Raw genomic sequence first — 18,460 nt, forward strand, 5'->3', positions numbered from 1 at the left:
CTTGCTCTTTTCTTATAAATAGAATTATTTAGACTTTAGATTTTTACCTATATATTGAACAATCTTTCTAAGCTCTGTCGATGTTGGACGACCAAATGGACTGGTTTGCCTCTGCTGATATAGTAGTTGTCCATTTTCATCCACAAGAAAGTACGCAGGTTCTCCATGAGTACCGTGGTCTTCATAAGGTGCATCATCACCATGATAGAAAACATCGTAAGCTTTTAAAGCAACCAGGGATTCATCTGATAAAATTGGGAACGATAAGTTGTTCTCCAATGCCATCTTCTTTAAATTTTCTAACTTGTCAGTAGACACAGTAATAAGATGTACATTTTTCCCTTCAAAGAAACCTTTACTCTCTTCAAGATCCTTCAGATCATGGACGCAAACTGGGCACCAAGCTCCTCTAAAAAAAATAATTAATTTCCAACCCTTAGATTCTTTAAGATAGGTTTCTAAAGAAAATTCCTGTCCAGTTATTTCAGGGAGTGTAAAGTTTGGAACCTTTTTACCTAATGTAAAAATAGTCATTTTGTCTCCTCCTTTTCATAAATGAATGATTCCTAAATCTTCTAATGCTAAATTACACACATTATATTATCTTAATTAGCACTTAAAATATGTAAGCATCATTACATTGCTTGAGAATATCAAAAATCACACAAATTCCAGCTGTTCATAATAATTAATGGGGGCAATCCCCCTTCTATAAAGATAACCAGAATTTAGAAATCATATTTCTAGTAGAAAATAGCTATTCTAAGTAGGAAATTCATAATTATAAGGAGGGATTTGATTATGACAGTAATTACTAAGCTTAAGCAAACTATTTCTGGATTAAAAAGTGCTCAAGCATGTTTAGAAGGATTTGCTCTTGATACTGACAATCAGCAAGCAAAACAACTGTATCAAAATGCTGCTCAGCAAGCGCAGACAATTATTGATTCTTTAGAACCACGTGTTCAGGAGGTTCAACAAGATGAGCCTCAATATAAGCAATAAAAAGCTGTCATCTTCAGATTTTTTCCAGAGGTCTTATTATAGTTAGATTTATATATCTGATGGGGTTCGCTGTATGCCCATCAAGTTAAGAAATTTGTTGTTCCTCAAAACGAAAAAATCGATCTAACTCCTCATATATAGCTGTAAAACAATAAAATTTTCGTTTTGGGGGCATTTACTTTTTTTAAGTTGATAACGATGTGGTGCTACCCCATCGCCATCAACTTAAAAAATTGATTTTCCTCCAAAACGAAAAAATGAGTTGAATTCTCATAAATAACTGTAAAAAGGTAAATTTCTCGTAATGGGGATGTCTCAAAATCTTAGCTTGATAGGTATGTGTTGGTATCCCTATACAGTTACTCATAAATTTCGTACTGTGTAACTCAAAGGAAAAAGTTAAATGAAATTACTGATAGCAAGGGATTCATTGATAGACTCAGTTACACACAATATAAGATATGGGTAAGTGGTGTGATATAGCAAATGAAAATATATCAATATAAAATGAGTTGCAAGTGATGTGATATAAACTTAAAGAATAGGAAGATCGTTATCAGCAGTACGGGTTTTACAAATAAACCTATTAAACGAAAAGCTTTAAATATAGAGCGCACAACTTTCATGAAGATGCCCCCTAAATCAAATAATATATCAAGTATGTATCGTTATAAGTTACTCTATCACTTTGCATGTTCTTCCATTTTCTTATCAAGTGCTTTAGCATAAGCATCTTTAGTTTCCTGATTTAATTCATAAATTGCCTTATCCCACTGTTCACCTTCTACACCTGACATATGTGGATTGCTTTTAAGTATAGCTAATTCCATCTCTTTTCCATCTTCTTTATTAGCGTCTAGTATTATCTTTGTTCCTTTTCTTGCATCTGTTACGCCTTCTAACACAAGTTTGTTAATGTCCTTGTACTTATCAGGTACTTTTATATTCTCCATACGGTCTAAAGCTTCATCCATAGCGTCTGCTGTTTTGAATACCTCTTTATATCCTTAACATTGAATTCATTTATAAACAGTTTATTAAGAAGGAATGTGTGAATCATCTAAACAAAAAAGTGCTAACAAGTTTGCAAACGAACTTGCTAACACTCATACAAAATAGACATAAATTATCGCTGATATGTCTTCCTTAATAATAGCCATAATCAATTAGAACATACTAATATGAAATGCTCATACAATCATTCTTGATATACATGATAATAGTATAAACTCTATATTTCTTTTAATAATTTAGGGTTATATCCTTTCCGCATTAGCCGCTTTTAACCACGCTTCATAGAATTCTATAACTGATGCATACCGTTCTGCTCGATTGGCATTTACAGCGCGATACGCTACCTCATATAATTCCTTACTTGCTTCCCATTTTATAAAAGAACGATCTTTTTCACCGCCTAAAAGTGAGAAAGCCATTGCTCCCATATTAAATACATTTGTTCTTTCATCAATTGTTGCGTTTAGTTCAAATTCCTCTGGTGACATAAAACGGGAGGAACCCCATAGCCGGCCCATTCTATTTATGTAAGGTTTCTTACTGTATAAATCTATATCACAAATTTTTGTTTCGTTTGTATTAAAATTATATAAAATACTACCGTCATAAAAATCTATTGCTACATAGTTTTTCTTTTCTACATAACTATGGAAAGAAAAAATGGAATGTAAGGAATGAATTCGTTCTATAGCAGATAAATGCCTAAATTTATAAAATGGTGAGTTTGGATTTTTATATTTTTCAGGAGGTGGGAAACTCCAATGCGAATGAAGACATTCACCATCAAACCAATCGAAAATTAATACATATCCAGATTGGACTGGAAAATGATTAATTAGTCTTATGAGCGATTCATGCTTTAAATCTTCATAGATAGTAACTGAATTTTTTAGCCTTTTAATAGCATCACCCGTTGTTCCTTCATATGTAATTGTTTGTGCTCCTGCGTATTTGATAAATTTCTTATGCCCATCTTTTTCTACACCAAAACTTATATTCCCTGAATCTTGCTGGTCAAAAACTGCAAATACGGTCCCTAATTTAATAAGCCAATCAAAATTATGATATTCTTTTAATTGGAATGTTACGTTATTTAACTGAATTTCGACTGAATTATCTTTCATAGATTACCTCACATTTAATATAATTAAGTTGTACATTCCACTATTCGACATATTTTATGGGAATCCTATGCTAACAACATAAAATTTTATAAATATAATGATAAATACTTATAGAGAGGTGAGTACAATGGACCAACAAATTGTTATTAAACCGTATCAAAAAGACTGGGTTGAAGAGTATATAAAAGAAGAAGAGAAATTCTGTTCCTTGTTAGGACAAGAAATAATCGCTGTTGAACATATAGGGAGCACAGCAGTAGAAGGATTAGGAGCTAAACCTCTTATTGATATGATGATTGGCGTAACAGAATTGCAAATAACTGAAAAGTGGATTGAAGTTCTATCGGAAATTGGATATGAGTATGTTACAAAAGACGCAACCAATTGGCGTTTTTTTAGAAAGGGAAAATGGAGAGCGGGTACTCATCATTTGCATATTTATATTTATAACAGTGATGAGTGGAGAAACAATATTTTATTTCGTGACTTTCTAATAAGCCATGAATGGGCACGTAAAGAATATAGAGAATTAAAGGAGAGGCTTGCTATTACATATGCTTTTGATCGTGTTTCATATACAAAGGCAAAAGCGCCGTTTATTCGAAAAATATTAGAATTGGCTAGAACTCAATGAATTTATAGATTCTGATCTAACTAGTTTTGAAACCTCTTCCTATACTTTTTATAGGGAGGGGATTTTTTTCATAACAAAATATATAATTTCTAATTATTGGAGGCAAACTATTTTATTTATTTTGATATTTCTAGTACATTGGAAATATTAAGGGGGAATTAAGCAATGAAAGCTATTGTACATCAATATGAAAAAGGATTAGAGGGGTTAGAATATAAATTTTTACCTGAGATAAGTCCTAATGCAGGTGAAGTAAAAATAAAGTTAAAAGCTGCAGGGTTAAATCATAGGGATTTATTTATTATAAACAATAGAAAAGAAATGGATCTACCATTAGTAATAGGTTCAGATGGCTCAGGAATTGTTACAGAAATAGGAGAAGGAGTTTCAAATATTACACTACATACAGAAGTTATTATTAATCCTAGTATTGGATGGGAACATGCTACTGAAGTACCGGAGTTACCGGAAGTGCTAGGTGGGCCGAAAGATGGAACATTTGCTGAATATGTAATTGTACCAGTTGAAAATGTTGTAGAAAAGCCGTCATATCTTACTTGGGAAGAATCAGGTGTTTTATCTTTATCCGCATTAACTGCATATAGAGCGCTTTTTACTAAAGGTAGATTGAAGCGCGGCGAACACGTTTTAATTCCGGGAATAGGCGGTGGTGTTGCTACATTTGCCATGTTATTCGCGAAAGCAATTGGCGCAAAAGTGAGTGTTACTTCAAGGGTAGAGAATAAAATGGAACTTGCTGCAAAATATGGTGCAGATATTTCTTTTCATAGTGCCGGAAATTGGGAAGAGAGCTTACAAGGTGAAAAAGTAGATTTAATAATAGATAGTATAGGTCCAGCAACTTTTTTGAAATATTTTGATGTATTAAAACCAAACGGAAGAATCGTGAATTTTGGTGCAAGCTCAGGAGATAAAATTGAATTACCATTACGCGCGCTATTTTACAATCAAATTGATATTATGGGAACATCCATGGGTAGCCGTGAGGAATTTAATGAGATGATAAAGTTTATAGAAAAACATCAAATTAAACCAATTATTGATAAAGTTTACTCGTTAGAAGAAGCAATTCGAGCACTAAGCCGTATGGAACATGGAGAACAATTTGGAAATATTGTACTTCAAATGAATTAAAAAATATGATTTTACAATTAGTATATTTAAATGAACATGTTATGTATTCCAAACATGAAAAAAATACGAATCGCCTTATTATAAAGGTTTACGAACTTTATACATAAATAGCGTATAAAATTTGTTTTATAATTGTCACATGAGTAATAGTAAAATGAGAATTAGATGAGAAAAGTTTAAGCCCATTTTCATAATGGTATTGTATACTGTGTAAATCAAGAACACTTGTAAGTAGGGAGAGAGTATTATGAATTACACAGTATTTCAGTGGTTTAATAATTTTGCTGATTCATCCAAACTATTAGATACGATAATGGTTGCAATTACAAATAGCGCTGCATACGTAGCCATTTTATTTATGCTTATCTTATGGTTTAATAATGGAAAGAAAGAGAATGCAATTAGAAAACAATATACAGTTTTATATACGACGCTTTCGGTTATTATTGCATTAGTAGTAAATGTTCTTATACATGCGGTATATTACCATCCGCGTCCGTTCGTATCACATGATGTACATCAATTAGTACCACATGCAGCAGATTCATCATTTGTTAGTGATCATTCTGTACTTGTATTTTCAATCGCCTTCGTATTTATTCTTAGAGGAGAAAAACTGAAATATATCGCGCTATTATGGGCAGTGTTAGTCGGTATATCACGTATGTATGTAGGTGTTCATTATCCTTTAGATATACTTGGTGCAGCATTCTTAACACTTATTACGAGTGCTTTAGTAATGCAAAGTACACGTATGTTTGAACCAATAGCGAAATTCGTATTCAAAATGTATGCATTAGTAGCGAGACGAATTCCTTTCTTAGCAAAATATAACCATATTGCATAATTTTCTTATAAAAAGTTCCCCTTTGGAAATCCAGAGGGGAACTTTTTATAGTAAATAAGAAAAGAGTTTAGAGTGCTATGCAATCAAGTTTTGGTGAAGTTAATATTCTGAAATTTCACGCACCGTATTTTAAATATATAAAATAATAACACAAAATAACAACAGTTAGTTTTGCATTGTTTTAAAGGAATTAAAAAGAAAACTTCGAAACATATAGTATCGTAAACAAAAACTACAAATTTTAAAACGGATCTTCGTACGAATCCATTCCAAAAGAGAGGAGATAAGTATGCAAAAACTCCAAACGAATAAAGGCGCTCGATATATGATGATTGCTTTTATTGTTTTGTTTCTTATTATGATTTTGCGTATATTCTATATTCAGGCAGTAGGAGTCGTGCATAATGTGAATGTAAAGGATCTCGCGAATGAACAACATAATAAAAAAGGTGTTTTAGAAGCGAATCGTGGCACTATCTATGATCAAACCGGAAAGGTGTTAGTACAAGATTCTACAACGTATCGAGTTGTTGTGAATTTAAAAGGAAAAGATAAAGTGAAAAATAAAGATGAAACCGCACAACAATTAGCCGATGCGCTTGAAATTGATAAAGAAGAAGTATTAAAAAACTTTCATGAAGGGCGTACGCAAGTTGAAATTGGGAAAATTGGTCGGAACTTATCTAGGGAAAAGAAGGAAAAAATTAATGATTTAAAAATACCAGGTGTATCTTTTATGTCGGAAAAAGCAAGAGTGTATCCGAATGAAGACTTTGCATCCTATATACTTGGTTTTGCTAGACCAGATGATAAAGGGAATACGGAAGGGAAGTTTGGGCTTGAAAAGAGTTTGGATAAATATTTGCACTCTACAAACGGAAATATAGAATATGTGGGTACACGAAGGGGAATTCCGCTTACAAATGATATAGGTAAAGTAGAACCAGCTAAAAATGGGAATAACGTATATTTAACGCTTGATAAACAAATTAATAGTTTTTTAGAAGAAGCGATGAACAAAGCGCAAGAACATTATGATCCTTCTATGTTAATTGGCATTATTGCTGATCCAAAAACAGGAAAGGTTTTAGCGATGTCTAGTAAACCTAGTTACAATCCTAATGTAGGTGATATCGAATACTTTTTAAATGACCCGATTGCAAATGCATATGAACCAGGTTCAACAATGAAAGTTTTTACATTAGCAGCTGCCATTAATGAAGGTGTATATAACGGAAAAGAATATTTTCAATCTGGAAAATATTCCGTTGGTTCATCTGATATAAAAGACCATAATGGTGGATTTGGATGGGGATCAATTACATTTGATGAAGGATTTGAAAGGTCATCAAACGTAGCTTTTTCTATTTTAGAAGATCAGTTACTGAAACCAAATAAATTTAAGCAATATATGAATAAATTTGGATTCAATCAAAAAACAGGGATAGATTTACCTGGAGAAAGGAAAAATACTTTATTATTAAATACACAAATTCAACAGGTTACAACTTCTTTCGGTCAAGGTTCTACAGTAACTCCGATTCAATTAATCCAAGCGGCTACTGCTATAGCAAATGACGGGAAAATGATGCAACCATATATCGTTGATAAAGTTGTAAATCCAACAAACAAAGAAGTTATTATGGAAAATCAACCGAAAGAAATTGGGAATCCGATAAAAAAAGAAACAGCGGACAAGGTTAGAAGCTTAATGGAGCGTGTTATAACATCTTCAAAAGGAACTGGTACAATGTATAAAGTGGATGGTTATCCAATTGGAGGTAAGACAGGAACAGCACAAATCCCGAATCCTGAAAATGGCCGATATATGGAAGGGAAAGAGAATTACATTTTCTCCTTTTTAGGAATGGCTCCAATTGACGATCCGGAGTTAATCGTATACTTAGCTATTAAGCAGCCAAAGTTAAAAGGAGATGAGTATGGAGCTCAGCCTCTTGCTGAAATATTTAAACCTGTTATAAAAAACAGCCTTGAATATTTAAAGGTGAAACCGTATACAGAAAAACAAATAGCTGATGCAGCGAAACAATCTGAATTAAAAGTACAAAATTATGTAAATCAATCGATGGATACAATAGAGAAAAGTGTAGAAAAAGAGAAGCTACAGCCGGTAATTTTAGGAGAAGGAAAAATAATAAAACAATATCCACAGTCTGGCGAGGTAATGAGTGAAGGTGATCGTATATTTTTACTAGGGAATAACGCACAAATGCCAAATGTAAAAGGGTGGTCCATGCGTGATGTTATGCATTTCTCTAAACTTTTGAAATTAGATTTGAAAACTTCTGGTACGGGTTATGTAACGAGTCAAAGTATTGAAAAAGGACAAGATTTACAAGAAGGAGATACACTAGAACTAGAATTAGAACCGCCGTTACAACCGTTAACAGAGGCGAATACGAATTAATCCAGGCATTTGGAAAGAGCTATATGCAAATAGCTCTTTCTTTAGAGTTGCGAGTAATTTCACGCACCGTAATTTTTAGAAAAAATAATAAATAAAAGAACTAACAGTGACACGTTATTAAATATCTGATTATTGTTTATTTACAGTTAAATTTATATGTGATAATATGGAAAAAATAAATGCAGTGAAGAGAAGAGTAAATAAAATGAATTTTTCACAGAGAGCTCCATGTAGCTGAAAAGGAGTAAAAATTCTTTATTGAACCAAGCCTCTGAGCAGCACATCGGAACCTATTATTAGGGGATGGTGTGACGGGAGCTCCCGTTATAGAGCTATGGTATAAGCATGAATTAGAATGCAGTACCTGATAAGGTTAGTATGGTGACATATTAACAAACTAGGGTGGCACCGCGATGATAAATCTCGTCCCTAAGATTAAAAGTCTTGGGGGTGGGATTTTTTTATTGTTGTAAAACAATTTTGAAAGCGGGGGCCAAAAATGAAAAATTTACTTAAAGATTGGAAATATCCTTTATTACTATTGTCCGGAGTTGGTATTGCGAATTTAGGGGCATGGATTTACTTAATAGCACTGAATGTACTTGTCTATAATATGGGTGGCTCAGCCTTAGCTGTTGCTACTTTATATGTAATAAAACCATTAGCCACTTTATTTACAAACGCTTGGTCTGGGAGTATGATTGATCGTTTAAATAAACGGAAATTAATGATTCACCTCGATATATATCGTGCGTTATTTATCGCTATTTTACCTTTACTTCCGTCACTTTGGATTGTTTATGTATTCGTATTCTTTATAAGTATGGCCAGTGCAATTTATGAGCCAACTGCTATGACGTATATGACGAAATTAATTCCAGTAGAGCAAAGACAACGTTTCAACTCATTACGTACTTTAATAGGATCTGGTGCATCATTAATTGGACCAGCAGTAGCGGGGGGATTATTAATTGCAGGTACACCAGAGTTTGCTATATATATGAATGCTATAGCATTTCTCTTATCAGGATTCATTACATTACTTTTACCGAATCTTGATAAGAAAGAAGATTCGGATACAACTAGTAATACATTATCACTTACAGTATTAAAAAAAGATTGGAACACTGTTATAAATTTTAGTAGAAAACATGTGTATGTCGTATGTGTGTATTTCTTATTTCAAAGTATGTTCGTATTAGCAACTGCTACTGATTCACTTGAACTATCGTTTGCGAAAGAGGTATTACTACTAACAGATAGTGAATACGGTTTTCTAGTTAGTATAGCTGGTGCAGGATTTATTTTAGGTGCCATAACAAATACAATTTTATCAAAGAAATTAGCACCTTCATTTCTAATTGGAATAGGATCACTATTCATCGCAATTGGTTATTTAATTTATGCTTTTTCAAATGTATTTTTAATAGCTGCTATTGGATTCTTTATTTTATCTTTCTCTATGGCATATGCAAATACAGGATTTTATACATTTTACCAAAATAACGTTCCCGTTCATATAATGGGACGGATCGGGAGTATATATGGACTTGTTATTGCGTTAGTAACAATCTTTATTACAATATTATCTGGTGTTGCGACTCAGTTCATTTCTATACAACTTGTAGTTATTGTAGGTTCATTGATCATGTTATTTATTACTATCGTCTTGTGTGTGTTTACTTTATTCCCATCACAATCTAAGTTGTATTCTACTGAATCAATAAAGTGAAACTTTAATCAGGGGGGCATCCTCCGCTGATTATTAGCCCTCACCAATCGGGCTTTTACGGGCAGCAGGGCCCCCACCTCATTTCTTTGCTTCTACTGAATTTTGAGATGGGGGTCTTACTGCTCATAAATAGCGGGATAACTTCGAAATGAACTTTGTGTTCTCATTAACAATTTATCGTATTTAATAAGAGGGTTCTTTCCTCTTTATATGGAAAAATTAATAAGAGGAAAGAACAATACCGAAAGATAAGGGTGGTTGTCGTGATAAAAACAAAAGATGAAATTGATAAAATTGTAAAAGAAATACAAAAGAAAATAGATTTCTCTGGAGTAGTTTTAGTAAAAAAAGAAAAAGATTTAGTCTATGAAACAGCATTGGGTTACGCAAACCAAAGTGAATGTATAAACAATACGATACAAACAAGATTTGGCATTGCCTCAGGATGTAAAATCTTCACTGCAATTGGCATCTGTCAACTTGTTGAAAAAGGTGTTATTTCTTTTCATACAAAATTAAAAGATTGTCTAGAGATAAAATTTCCAAACTTCGATGAAGATATTACAATACATCAACTACTAACGCATAGTGCTGGTATACCAGATTATTTTGATGAAAGTATTATGGATAACTTCGAAGACCTTTGGAAACAAACACCTATGTATCTATTAAAGAGCGTAAAAGACTTTTTACCATTATTTCAAAACAATAATATGATGTTTGCACCTGGAAATAAGTTTCACTACAACAACGCAGGTTTTATTATACTTGGATTAATAATAGAAGAACAGACGGGACTTAAATTCACGGAGTATATAGAAACAAACATTTTTAATTCGATTGGTATGAATGATTCTGGCTATTTTTCGTTAGATAGATTACCAAGACATACAGCTCTAGGATATATAAAGGACGAAACCAACCAAAATTGGAGAACAAACGTCTACTCTATACCAATAAAAGGAGGAGCTGATGGAGGTGCATATGTTACTGCACCAGACATGTTGAAATTTTGGGCGGCACTATTTAATAATGAAATTTTAGGAAAGGAATATACAAAGTTACTTTTAACTCCCCACATTCATGTAAATGATAAACAGTCTTACGGATATGGAATATGGATTGAAACACGAGAAAACAAGGTATTCAAATATCATGTAATGGGATATGATCCAGGCGTCAGTTTTCGCTCGGCCATATATCCAGAATTAGGAATCACTTTAGTTATTCCATCGAATAAAGGGGCAGGACCCGAAAAATTAATGACAGAAATAGAAAGAGCTTTTTAATTATATGGATATAAAAGAAGAGATGCGAAAATAATTTAAACGGGTTCATGCTTGTTTCTGTTTTGAAAAATATTTTAGTTAACGAGGAACCCTATATTCATTTAATAAGGGTTTTTTGTAATTCCGCACAATTATATATAAATATATGGATTTTTAAATAAAAAAACATTACTATATAGTTGTAAATTTTAATTATTACTTCATATGAAAGGATGTGTTAACAATTTGTATATGATCAACGGTAGTTTGTTTATTATTTTAGGGGTTATTTGTTATTTAATTGTACGTGGAATATTAATTGGTACCAAAAATAAAAAATATGTGATTTGGTGGAAAGAACTAGTAAGTTTTTTATTCGTGGTCTACATTTGTATGGTTGTTGCAGTAACTTTATTCCCTTTACCAATCGGTTTTCCTTCTAATATTGAAAATCTGAATCGCTCGGTCAATATAATACCATTTGCATCAATTATTAAAGACATCAATCAAATTGGTAGTGCTTATGATGGAGATGCCCTATTTATGATTGGTCTAATTGTAAGAAATGTAGGCGGGAATATTTTATTATTAATGCCTTTAGGATTTTTAGCACCTATCCTATGGGATAAATATAAGAAATTCAAAAATACAATTTTATTAGGATTTTCTATATCAGCTAGTATTGAATTGCTACAATTAATTGAGTCGTTATTTAGTGGAGTGGGACGTATTACTGATATTGATGATGTGATCTGTAATGTTCTAGGTTCTATTTTTGGATATTGTATTTATAATATCTTTTTAAAAGCCATTAATAAATTTAACATTCGAGTGTTGGGTAAAACTAATTCTAAAGGTATGGAATTAGTTGATAAATAGGAGTTTAAACGAGTTATTAAAGGCGTACGAGTAAAAAGTACGTCTTTTTATTTTTATAAATAATGCTTAAGGCTGATGAGAAGGGGAGAATATAAGCTTTAAAGATAAACAAGTTTATAGGAGGATTCTAAATGGATATTTTACTTGTTGTTCTTATTATTGTTTTGATGCAAAGTAAAGAACGAAAAGTGAAAATAAACCGTATTTGGCTCATTTCGGCTTTGTTGTGGTTTGTAACAATCCAGTCCATTATTCATATGGGACAAGTAACACCCCTTGTTTAACATTGCTAAGAACGGTAATACTAATTAACATTGAACTTTTACAACAAGGGATGATAATATGATATACATTTACACAGATTTTGGTGGAACACATACTACCTCACTAGCTGCAGCGTATCATTTAAATAAACTACCAACGGATCGTAAGTTAACGAAAGAAGAAATTTTGAATGTAGATTACTTTAATAAATTGAAAACAGAAGATATGGGAAAAATTATTTTTCATGGAATCGATGAACATGGTCATCCTGTATATACGATTGGATGCGGCGCATCAAAAGTTGTTGTACCTGCGATGAAGCATTTAGGAGAAATCTTGCAAAAACATTATCAAAGCCATGAAAAGATTATATTTTCTAATACATCACCAACAGTGCCTTTACCGATGACTTTCGGTGGGCTGTTTTCTAGAAGGTTCCATATTGATTTTATTGGCGTACCGTTACTCGTATGGGGAGCAAAAATTTGCTGTGATAATATACAAAGGCTTGTTAGTTATACAAAAGAAGCTGGACGATTAACGAATGATTATGTAGTAATTTTAGATAATGAAACTTTTAAATAGTATATGATAAGAAGAAAATCGAGCAAATTCCTTGATTTTCTTTTTTATTTGTGAAATAGACAAGAAATAGTCACATTTAATATGCATCTACTATAGCCAAAACAATAAAGTCCTGTTACTATTACAGGGATATTCTCTTTTCATAACATAAATATATAGAAAAATTAGAAAAGAGGAATTGAATTAAGGGAGGAACAACATGAATCGTGTTGCTTGGATTACTGATAGTACAACTGCGAGTTTTAAAACAGAAGGAGATAACTTTGTTATCCCAATTGAAGTTATTATTGATGGTGTGTCGTACAAAGATTGTGAAGAAGGTGTGCGTGAGCGCGTTTATAATGCTTTGAACGAAGGTAAAACTGTCACTACATCACAGCCTAACATAGGGGAAATGGTAGAGTTATTTTCGAAATGCAAAGAAGAATATGAAGAAGGATTTGCAGTTGCTATTAGCGGAAAAGTAAGTGGAACCTATCAAAATATGAAGTTAGCTGCAGAAATGGCAGGTTTTCCATTAACGGTATTAGACAGTGAAACAACAAGTTATCCAATGGATGAACTAATTAGAAAAGCGAAATCGTTATACAATGATGGTATGACTTTACAAGATATACACAAAACATTAGTAGAGGAAAAAAGAAGACCTTTCCACGTATTCCCGAAAAGTTTAAAAGGCCTTTATGCAAGTGGGCGTGTAAAGGGAGTTCAATTTTTACTTGGAAGTTTATTAAGTGTCAACTTAATATTAGAAGTAAAAGGTGGAGAGCTTTTACTTGAAAAGAAAGTTCGTAAAATCCAAAAATGTCGAGAATATATTAAAAATGAACTTGAAAAAGAATTACCAAAAGTACTTCACATGTTCCATGCTAACGATAAAGCTGGAGCTGAAGAATGGATTGCAGATATTAGACAAGCATTCCCTGAAATGGATTTCAAATTATATCCATTACCAATTTCATTTGCGGTTCATGCAGGTGAAGGTACAATTGCAATTAGTTATTAAAGTAAAACCCGTGAACTATTCACGGGTTTTTTATTTATAAATGGTGCACGCCATCATCAAGTTGAATTTTTATAGCACTCTAGAACGAAATTTGTGTTAACTTGAAACAAAAATCTTATTTTATCGTTTTGGGGAGCAACCACAATTCCTTGACTTGATTTGAGATTAAAAATATAAACCTTTTCCTACTGGCTGAACAGTTTCTAGTACAATATCAACCATTTCTTCATTAAGTAGGGTCCTTATAATCCAGGCTGAGAGTTCTTGAGCAGCAAAACAACCCGCGGCAGTCGAGATATTTCCTTCGTTTACGAAACTTTGCTCAATAACGTCTACATCAAATTGTTTTAGCTGTTCTACTGCGGATGGATATGTTGTAGCTTTTTTACCAGTTAGTAATTTTTTAGCTCCTAATAGTAGTGAACCAGAGCACATAGATCCTATTAATTGTCTTTGAGGATCTACATGAATGCTATTAATATATTGTTGGTTTTTATATAAATCCTTTACACCTTTACCACTTGCAAATATTACAGCGTCGGCAAAAGGGATATCAGATATGCTTCCTGTCATGGGAATACGCAAGCCAGACATAGATATATGAGTTTCTTCCGTTCCTAAAAGCTGTACATCCCAATCAGAAAGACCACCGACTAAACGTACACGATTTAATAAATCCCATGGTAGAAAAACATCTATATCAGTAAAGTTATCGAAGCAGACTATTGCAATTTTCATTTTCTAACCCTCCACTTATATATATCATTTTATTTATAATATAAACATCTCCTTTTTATGTTCTATATCAAGTTATAAATCCCTGTATATTACACGTATATGAAGGGGGGGTAGTGATTTTTTAATTCCTCTAAACATAAAAAGATATAAAATCATTTTCTTGGTTTCTATCGATTTTTTGTACAAAACCAAGACCCGTAGCAACAACTCGTATGGTATTGGGGATGAGGATTTTTAAAATTCTCAAGGAAATAGGTGTAATTTATCACACATACAAATAGAAATAAAAACGTCATCCTTTCTTATAAACTCACAGATAGAAACACGTTTTTCGCTTTTAGGGGGCATTATTTCAGTAGTTTACTAATCTATATATAATATGATTTTTATAATTTCCGTAAAATAATTTTGACGTATTTATTTTTTCAATATAAAATAATATTCATCCATCCAAATTTAACCAATAGTATATAAAAGATATATCTTTAGTTTCAAGGGGAAAGGTTAATATAAAAGTAAGGAAACTAGTTACGCTTGCAGTACCATTTATGCTATTATACGTGTCAGTTCAATTAACCAGAATTCTTCAAGGCAATTTCAGCAACTGAACGAAATCAGAATGGATATTATTTTTGAAGAAAAAGTTTAAGGAACAATTGATGAGTTATACCGAAAATCGGAAATTTATAATAGAAAATAAGTTTCATATAGAGGTGAAATTATATGCCTAAAATTGACAATATGTTAGCAATTCTTTGGATGCTTCGTTCAGGTGAAAAAATTACTGCGAAAAAAATTTCAGAAAAGTTAGAGATGAATATAAGGACTGTGTATCGTTATATTGATACAATTTCAACTAGTGGAGTACCTATAATTTCAGAACCAGGACATAACGGCGGATACACTTTATTGAACAATTTTATTGAAGCCCCTCTTTTTTTTGATTTTGAGGAGCAAACTTCACTATTTCATGCTGCTGTTTTTGCAGAAGAAGCCGGGTATTATGGAGGTGAAGCATTAAATAGGGCCATTTCAAAACTAAGTAAATACTCAAATCAAGAGCAGGAAACAAAGATAAATCAACATTTAACTAGTCTTGAAGTAATAAGTCGATTAAGTCCGCTCTCTATAGAAACTTTTTTGAAGGAGTTGGAGCAGGCCGTAGCTGACGGGTACTCAGTAAAAATTCTTTACCATAAAAATGGGGAAAAGAAATTAAATTATAGATTGGTCGATCCATACAGAATTATCTATTGGAATAATAAATGGTATGTGATTGGATTTTGTCATCTTAGGAATGATATCCGTAGTTTTAGAGTAGATCGAATTGAAAGTTTAATGTTAACGGAAAATAAGTTTAACCGGCCAGAAAATTTTTCGGCACGGGACTTTTTTATAAAAAGTCTTCTTCCAACTATAGAAGATAAGAAAGATATTATTTCTTTGGTTATTAATGGGGATAAAAATGTATTAGCTGATATTTGCCAACATTGGTTTTTAGGACATTATTTACAAGAACGGACTTCAAATCAAGCTGTTTTTCTTCTTGAAAAAGATATGATACATACCTATGTACCTTATTTACTTTTACCGTACAATAAATCTATTAAAGTTATTGAGCCAATAAGTCTTAAGAAAAGACTTATTGAAGTTCTGTCGGAATTAATAAAATTTCATCAAGTATGATAACTTCCCTGACGTTAACTGTCAGGGAAGTTATATTATAATAGCTATATAAATTGTGATTGGAGTGTTATTGGATGCAAACAAAAAAAGTTTTTCTATATGTATTTAATACAATGTCGGACTGGGAATATGGATATTTAATTGCTGAACTAAACTCAGGAAGATATTTCAAAAAAGATTTAGCACCTTTAAAAGTAATTACAGTAGGAGCTAATAAAGAAATGATTACTACTATGGGAGGACTGAGCATAAAACCAGATATTTCCCTTGATGAATGTACTCTTGAGAGTAAAGATCTTTTAATTTTACCAGGAGGGACTACTTGGAGCGAAGAAATTCATCAACCTATCTTGGAAAGAATTGGCCAAGCTCTAAAGATTGGCACTATTGTTGCTGCAATTTGTGGTGCAACTGATGCCCTAGCGAATATGGGATACTTGGATACTAGAAAGCATACAAGTAATAACTTAGAATATACTAAAATGGTATGTCCTAACTATAAAGGAGAAAAGTTTTATGAGTTGGGATCTGCGGTATCTGATGCGAATTTAGTTACTGCATCAGGAATAGCTCCTCTGGAATTTGCAAGGGAGGTACTGAAAAAAATAGATGTATTTACACCAGATGCATTACATTCATGGTATAACCTAAATAAGACTCATAAACCTGAATACTTCTTCCAGTTAATGAATTCAATAAAAAAATGAAATAATTAAAAAGCGCAATTTCTCTGTTTTGATTTGCAGAGAAATTGCGCTTTTTAATTTGGAATTCCCTTATCATTGTAAATCGGCATTTTCCTGACGCTCCCCCTATGTAACCTTCTACACTAATCCTACGTGTTGAACGTAATTAAATAATATCGAAAAAGCGCAGGATTAGCATCCTGCGCTTTTCTATCGTAATTCAGCTGTTTTTCTAATAACAATCTTATCAATATCATCTTCTTCATCACCAATAAATAACCCGCGCTCTTTTAAATATGCTTCAAAATATAAATCTGCTTCAGCGCGTTCGTCATATGGCTTTACAGAGAGAACGAAACCTAATTTGTTTTGTTCTTCTAAGTGAGAAGTGGAGATGTAAGCCGGTACATTATGGCGTAAAAAGAGTTCTTTAACCGGAATAATCATATCTTTCATTAATTTCGTTAGCATACCCATTTCAAACTCGAAATTAAAGCGATCTATACTAGATAAATCAGCGAATACTACACCGATAAAACCTGTATTAAATACTTCTTGATATTCTACATCTTCGTCATGGCCGCCGTAAAAATTCTTTTCGATTAAATAATTTACAAAATAAGCAACGCCATCACTTTGTTCAAATGGTTTCGTTGAAAGAACAAAACCAATTTTCTTTTGTTTATGTAAATACACACATGACATGTATGCTGAAATGTTATGTTCTTTAAATAAAGCACTTGTTGCTCCAGAGAGACCATCTAGTACGTGATGAACAATTTGAAGTTTTTTACGAGCGAAATAATAGGATTTCTTTTGTAACTCCAATGTATCAATAAAGACAGAGCCGATAAAGCCTGTATTTGAAATAATAGGTGCTTGCTTTTTTCTTCCTCTGCGCTTTAATGGAGCCATTGTTAAAATCATCCCTTCATGTACGTTTAAAATAAAAAGAACGTTTGTTCGTATATTTACATTTTACTATTAAAACGCTATAAAGTAAAGGGTTTTTGATGAAAATATAACAAAAAAGACACCTTATAAAAGGTGCCTTAAACGCTGTAAGGGATAGGGTTTACCCTAACTATTTATATTATGATACAGAAACAATCTCTTCTGTATCTTCTACATCTAAATGACAGTCCATAGTACGAACATCTTGATCTTCATGACTTCCGAAATAAATAGTAATTTTCATATGTATCGCTCCTTTATTCTAGGAATACCTAAAATAATTACTAGTAATGTTAATATTTATTATATACCACTTTTTTCATTCCGACAACGTTATATCATTTTTAATTATTTTAAACTATAGAGCACAATTTAAAGAGGTACTTTTTATAAAAAAAGGTAAATTTCTAATATGTTATATTTAATATAGAGAGATTCGAGTATTACTTTTTATG

The 18,460-nt window shown here is 32.3% G+C and carries 17 protein-coding genes, 1 pseudogene and 1 other annotated feature; of the genes and pseudogenes, 13 read left to right on the plus strand and 5 right to left on the minus strand.

Annotated features, from left to right (window positions below; translation table 11 throughout):
- Positions 1 to 24: 24 nt before the first annotated feature.
- Entirely contained in the window at positions 25 to 534 is a 510-nt protein-coding gene (locus tag ACTFRU_RS01445) for a peroxiredoxin family protein (protein WP_006919912.1), read from the minus strand.
- A 267-nt stretch (positions 535 to 801) separates the two neighbouring features.
- Between ACTFRU_RS01445 and ACTFRU_RS01450 the strand changes: the two genes are divergently transcribed.
- Complete coding sequence (locus ACTFRU_RS01450) at positions 802 to 1,005, plus strand: DUF1657 domain-containing protein (protein WP_006919911.1); 204 nt, start codon at positions 802 to 804, stop codon at positions 1,003 to 1,005.
- Positions 1,006 to 1,688: 683 nt separating this feature from the next.
- Here the strand turns inward: ACTFRU_RS01450 and ACTFRU_RS01455 are convergent.
- Both ACTFRU_RS01455 and ACTFRU_RS01460 read right to left on the minus strand, forming a co-directional pair.
- Positions 1,689 to 2,009 (minus strand): annotated as a pseudogene (locus ACTFRU_RS01455) (hypothetical protein); the annotation flags it as partial.
- Between the two features lie 252 nt (positions 2,010 to 2,261).
- Entirely contained in the window at positions 2,262 to 3,143 is an 882-nt protein-coding gene (locus tag ACTFRU_RS01460) for a protein kinase domain-containing protein (RefSeq protein WP_016122589.1), read from the minus strand.
- A 127-nt stretch (positions 3,144 to 3,270) separates the two neighbouring features.
- Here ACTFRU_RS01460 and ACTFRU_RS01465 point away from each other — a divergent pair, with 127 nt between their 5' ends.
- The 10 genes from ACTFRU_RS01465 to ACTFRU_RS01510 all read left to right on the plus strand — a co-directional run bounded on the left by ACTFRU_RS01465 (position 3,271) and on the right by ACTFRU_RS01510 (position 13,941).
- The gene (locus tag ACTFRU_RS01465; RefSeq protein ID WP_440037415.1) at positions 3,271 to 3,777 is read left to right on the plus strand and encodes a GrpB family protein; all 507 of its coding nucleotides are present in this window, start codon (positions 3,271 to 3,273) and stop codon (positions 3,775 to 3,777) included.
- A gap of 165 nt (positions 3,778 to 3,942) precedes the next feature.
- Positions 3,943 to 4,932 carry a zinc-binding dehydrogenase gene (locus ACTFRU_RS01470; RefSeq protein WP_000644507.1) on the plus strand — a complete coding sequence of 330 codons (990 nt, stop codon included), beginning with the start codon at positions 3,943 to 3,945 and terminating at the stop codon, positions 4,930 to 4,932.
- Between the two features lie 247 nt (positions 4,933 to 5,179).
- Positions 5,180 to 5,779: an undecaprenyl-diphosphatase gene (locus tag ACTFRU_RS01475; protein WP_001110119.1), complete on the plus strand. Its 600-nt coding sequence runs from the start codon at positions 5,180 to 5,182 to the stop codon at positions 5,777 to 5,779.
- A gap of 289 nt (positions 5,780 to 6,068) precedes the next feature.
- Complete coding sequence (locus ACTFRU_RS01480; RefSeq protein ID WP_197323761.1) at positions 6,069 to 8,207, plus strand: penicillin-binding protein; 2,139 nt, start codon at positions 6,069 to 6,071, stop codon at positions 8,205 to 8,207.
- Between the two features lie 175 nt (positions 8,208 to 8,382).
- Positions 8,383 to 8,641, plus strand: a binding site (T-box leader).
- A gap of 65 nt (positions 8,642 to 8,706) precedes the next feature.
- The gene (locus tag ACTFRU_RS01485) at positions 8,707 to 9,939 is read left to right on the plus strand and encodes an MFS transporter (RefSeq protein ID WP_000793348.1); all 1,233 of its coding nucleotides are present in this window, start codon (positions 8,707 to 8,709) and stop codon (positions 9,937 to 9,939) included.
- Between the two features lie 263 nt (positions 9,940 to 10,202).
- Positions 10,203 to 11,228, plus strand: a complete 1,026-nt coding sequence (locus ACTFRU_RS01490; protein WP_006929662.1) for a serine hydrolase domain-containing protein — start codon at positions 10,203 to 10,205, stop codon at positions 11,226 to 11,228.
- Positions 11,229 to 11,453: 225 nt separating this feature from the next.
- The gene (locus tag ACTFRU_RS01495) at positions 11,454 to 12,086 is read left to right on the plus strand and encodes a VanZ family protein (RefSeq protein WP_000281844.1); all 633 of its coding nucleotides are present in this window, start codon (positions 11,454 to 11,456) and stop codon (positions 12,084 to 12,086) included.
- A 131-nt stretch (positions 12,087 to 12,217) separates the two neighbouring features.
- Entirely contained in the window at positions 12,218 to 12,370 is a 153-nt protein-coding gene (locus tag ACTFRU_RS01500) for a hypothetical protein (protein ID WP_176327992.1), read from the plus strand.
- 58 nt (positions 12,371 to 12,428) lie between these two features.
- A complete protein-coding gene (locus tag ACTFRU_RS01505; protein ID WP_000639421.1) occupies positions 12,429 to 12,935 on the plus strand; it encodes a DUF3189 family protein in 507 nt (168 codons plus the stop codon).
- Positions 12,936 to 13,134: 199 nt separating this feature from the next.
- Positions 13,135 to 13,941 (plus strand): DegV family protein, encoded by an 807-nt coding sequence (locus tag ACTFRU_RS01510; RefSeq protein WP_001082413.1) that lies wholly within the window; start codon positions 13,135 to 13,137, stop codon positions 13,939 to 13,941.
- Between the two features lie 165 nt (positions 13,942 to 14,106).
- On the opposite strand, the gene ACTFRU_RS01515 is transcribed toward ACTFRU_RS01510, so the two are convergent.
- A complete protein-coding gene (locus ACTFRU_RS01515; RefSeq protein WP_000684456.1) occupies positions 14,107 to 14,679 on the minus strand; it encodes a DJ-1/PfpI family protein in 573 nt (190 codons plus the stop codon).
- Between the two features lie 723 nt (positions 14,680 to 15,402).
- Between ACTFRU_RS01515 and ACTFRU_RS01520 the strand changes: the two genes are divergently transcribed.
- Together ACTFRU_RS01520 and ACTFRU_RS01525 are read left to right on the plus strand one after the other, a co-directional pair.
- Positions 15,403 to 16,365: a helix-turn-helix transcriptional regulator gene (locus tag ACTFRU_RS01520; protein ID WP_197323763.1), complete on the plus strand. Its 963-nt coding sequence runs from the start codon at positions 15,403 to 15,405 to the stop codon at positions 16,363 to 16,365.
- 74 nt (positions 16,366 to 16,439) lie between these two features.
- A complete protein-coding gene (locus ACTFRU_RS01525; RefSeq protein ID WP_001193598.1) occupies positions 16,440 to 17,072 on the plus strand; it encodes a type 1 glutamine amidotransferase family protein in 633 nt (210 codons plus the stop codon).
- A gap of 189 nt (positions 17,073 to 17,261) precedes the next feature.
- Here the strand turns inward: ACTFRU_RS01525 and ACTFRU_RS01530 are convergent, their stop codons facing one another.
- Complete coding sequence (locus tag ACTFRU_RS01530) at positions 17,262 to 17,966, minus strand: hypothetical protein (protein ID WP_000035355.1); 705 nt, start codon at positions 17,964 to 17,966, stop codon at positions 17,262 to 17,264.
- Between the last annotated feature and the right edge of the window lie 494 nt (positions 17,967 to 18,460).

Source organism: Bacillus cereus group sp. MYBK220-1 (assembly GCF_051916445.1).
Lineage (GTDB): Bacteria > Bacillota > Bacilli > Bacillales > Bacillaceae_G > Bacillus_A > Bacillus_A cereus.

Excerpts from the sequence above, each read along its gene's own strand:
- ACTFRU_RS01445 (WP_006919912.1), bottom strand. The coding sequence starts at position 534 with ATGACTATTTTTACATTAGGTAAAAAGGTTCCAAACTTTACACTCCCT.
- ACTFRU_RS01450 (WP_006919911.1), top strand. The coding sequence starts at position 802 with ATGACAGTAATTACTAAGCTTAAGCAAACTATTTCTGGATTAAAAAGT.
- ACTFRU_RS01460 (WP_016122589.1), bottom strand. The coding sequence starts at position 3,143 with ATGAAAGATAATTCAGTCGAAATTCAGTTAAATAACGTAACATTCCAA.
- ACTFRU_RS01465 (WP_440037415.1), top strand. The coding sequence starts at position 3,271 with ATGGACCAACAAATTGTTATTAAACCGTATCAAAAAGACTGGGTTGAA.
- ACTFRU_RS01470 (WP_000644507.1), top strand. The coding sequence starts at position 3,943 with ATGAAAGCTATTGTACATCAATATGAAAAAGGATTAGAGGGGTTAGAA.
- ACTFRU_RS01475 (WP_001110119.1), top strand. The coding sequence starts at position 5,180 with ATGAATTACACAGTATTTCAGTGGTTTAATAATTTTGCTGATTCATCC.
- ACTFRU_RS01480 (WP_197323761.1), top strand. The coding sequence starts at position 6,069 with ATGCAAAAACTCCAAACGAATAAAGGCGCTCGATATATGATGATTGCT.
- ACTFRU_RS01485 (WP_000793348.1), top strand. The coding sequence starts at position 8,707 with ATGAAAAATTTACTTAAAGATTGGAAATATCCTTTATTACTATTGTCC.
- ACTFRU_RS01500 (WP_176327992.1), top strand. The coding sequence starts at position 12,218 with ATGGATATTTTACTTGTTGTTCTTATTATTGTTTTGATGCAAAGTAAA.
- ACTFRU_RS01505 (WP_000639421.1), top strand. The coding sequence starts at position 12,429 with ATGATATACATTTACACAGATTTTGGTGGAACACATACTACCTCACTA.
- ACTFRU_RS01510 (WP_001082413.1), top strand. The coding sequence starts at position 13,135 with ATGAATCGTGTTGCTTGGATTACTGATAGTACAACTGCGAGTTTTAAA.
- ACTFRU_RS01515 (WP_000684456.1), bottom strand. The coding sequence starts at position 14,679 with ATGAAAATTGCAATAGTCTGCTTCGATAACTTTACTGATATAGATGTT.
- ACTFRU_RS01520 (WP_197323763.1), top strand. The coding sequence starts at position 15,403 with ATGCCTAAAATTGACAATATGTTAGCAATTCTTTGGATGCTTCGTTCA.
- ACTFRU_RS01525 (WP_001193598.1), top strand. The coding sequence starts at position 16,440 with ATGCAAACAAAAAAAGTTTTTCTATATGTATTTAATACAATGTCGGAC.
- ACTFRU_RS01530 (WP_000035355.1), bottom strand. The coding sequence starts at position 17,966 with ATGGCTCCATTAAAGCGCAGAGGAAGAAAAAAGCAAGCACCTATTATT.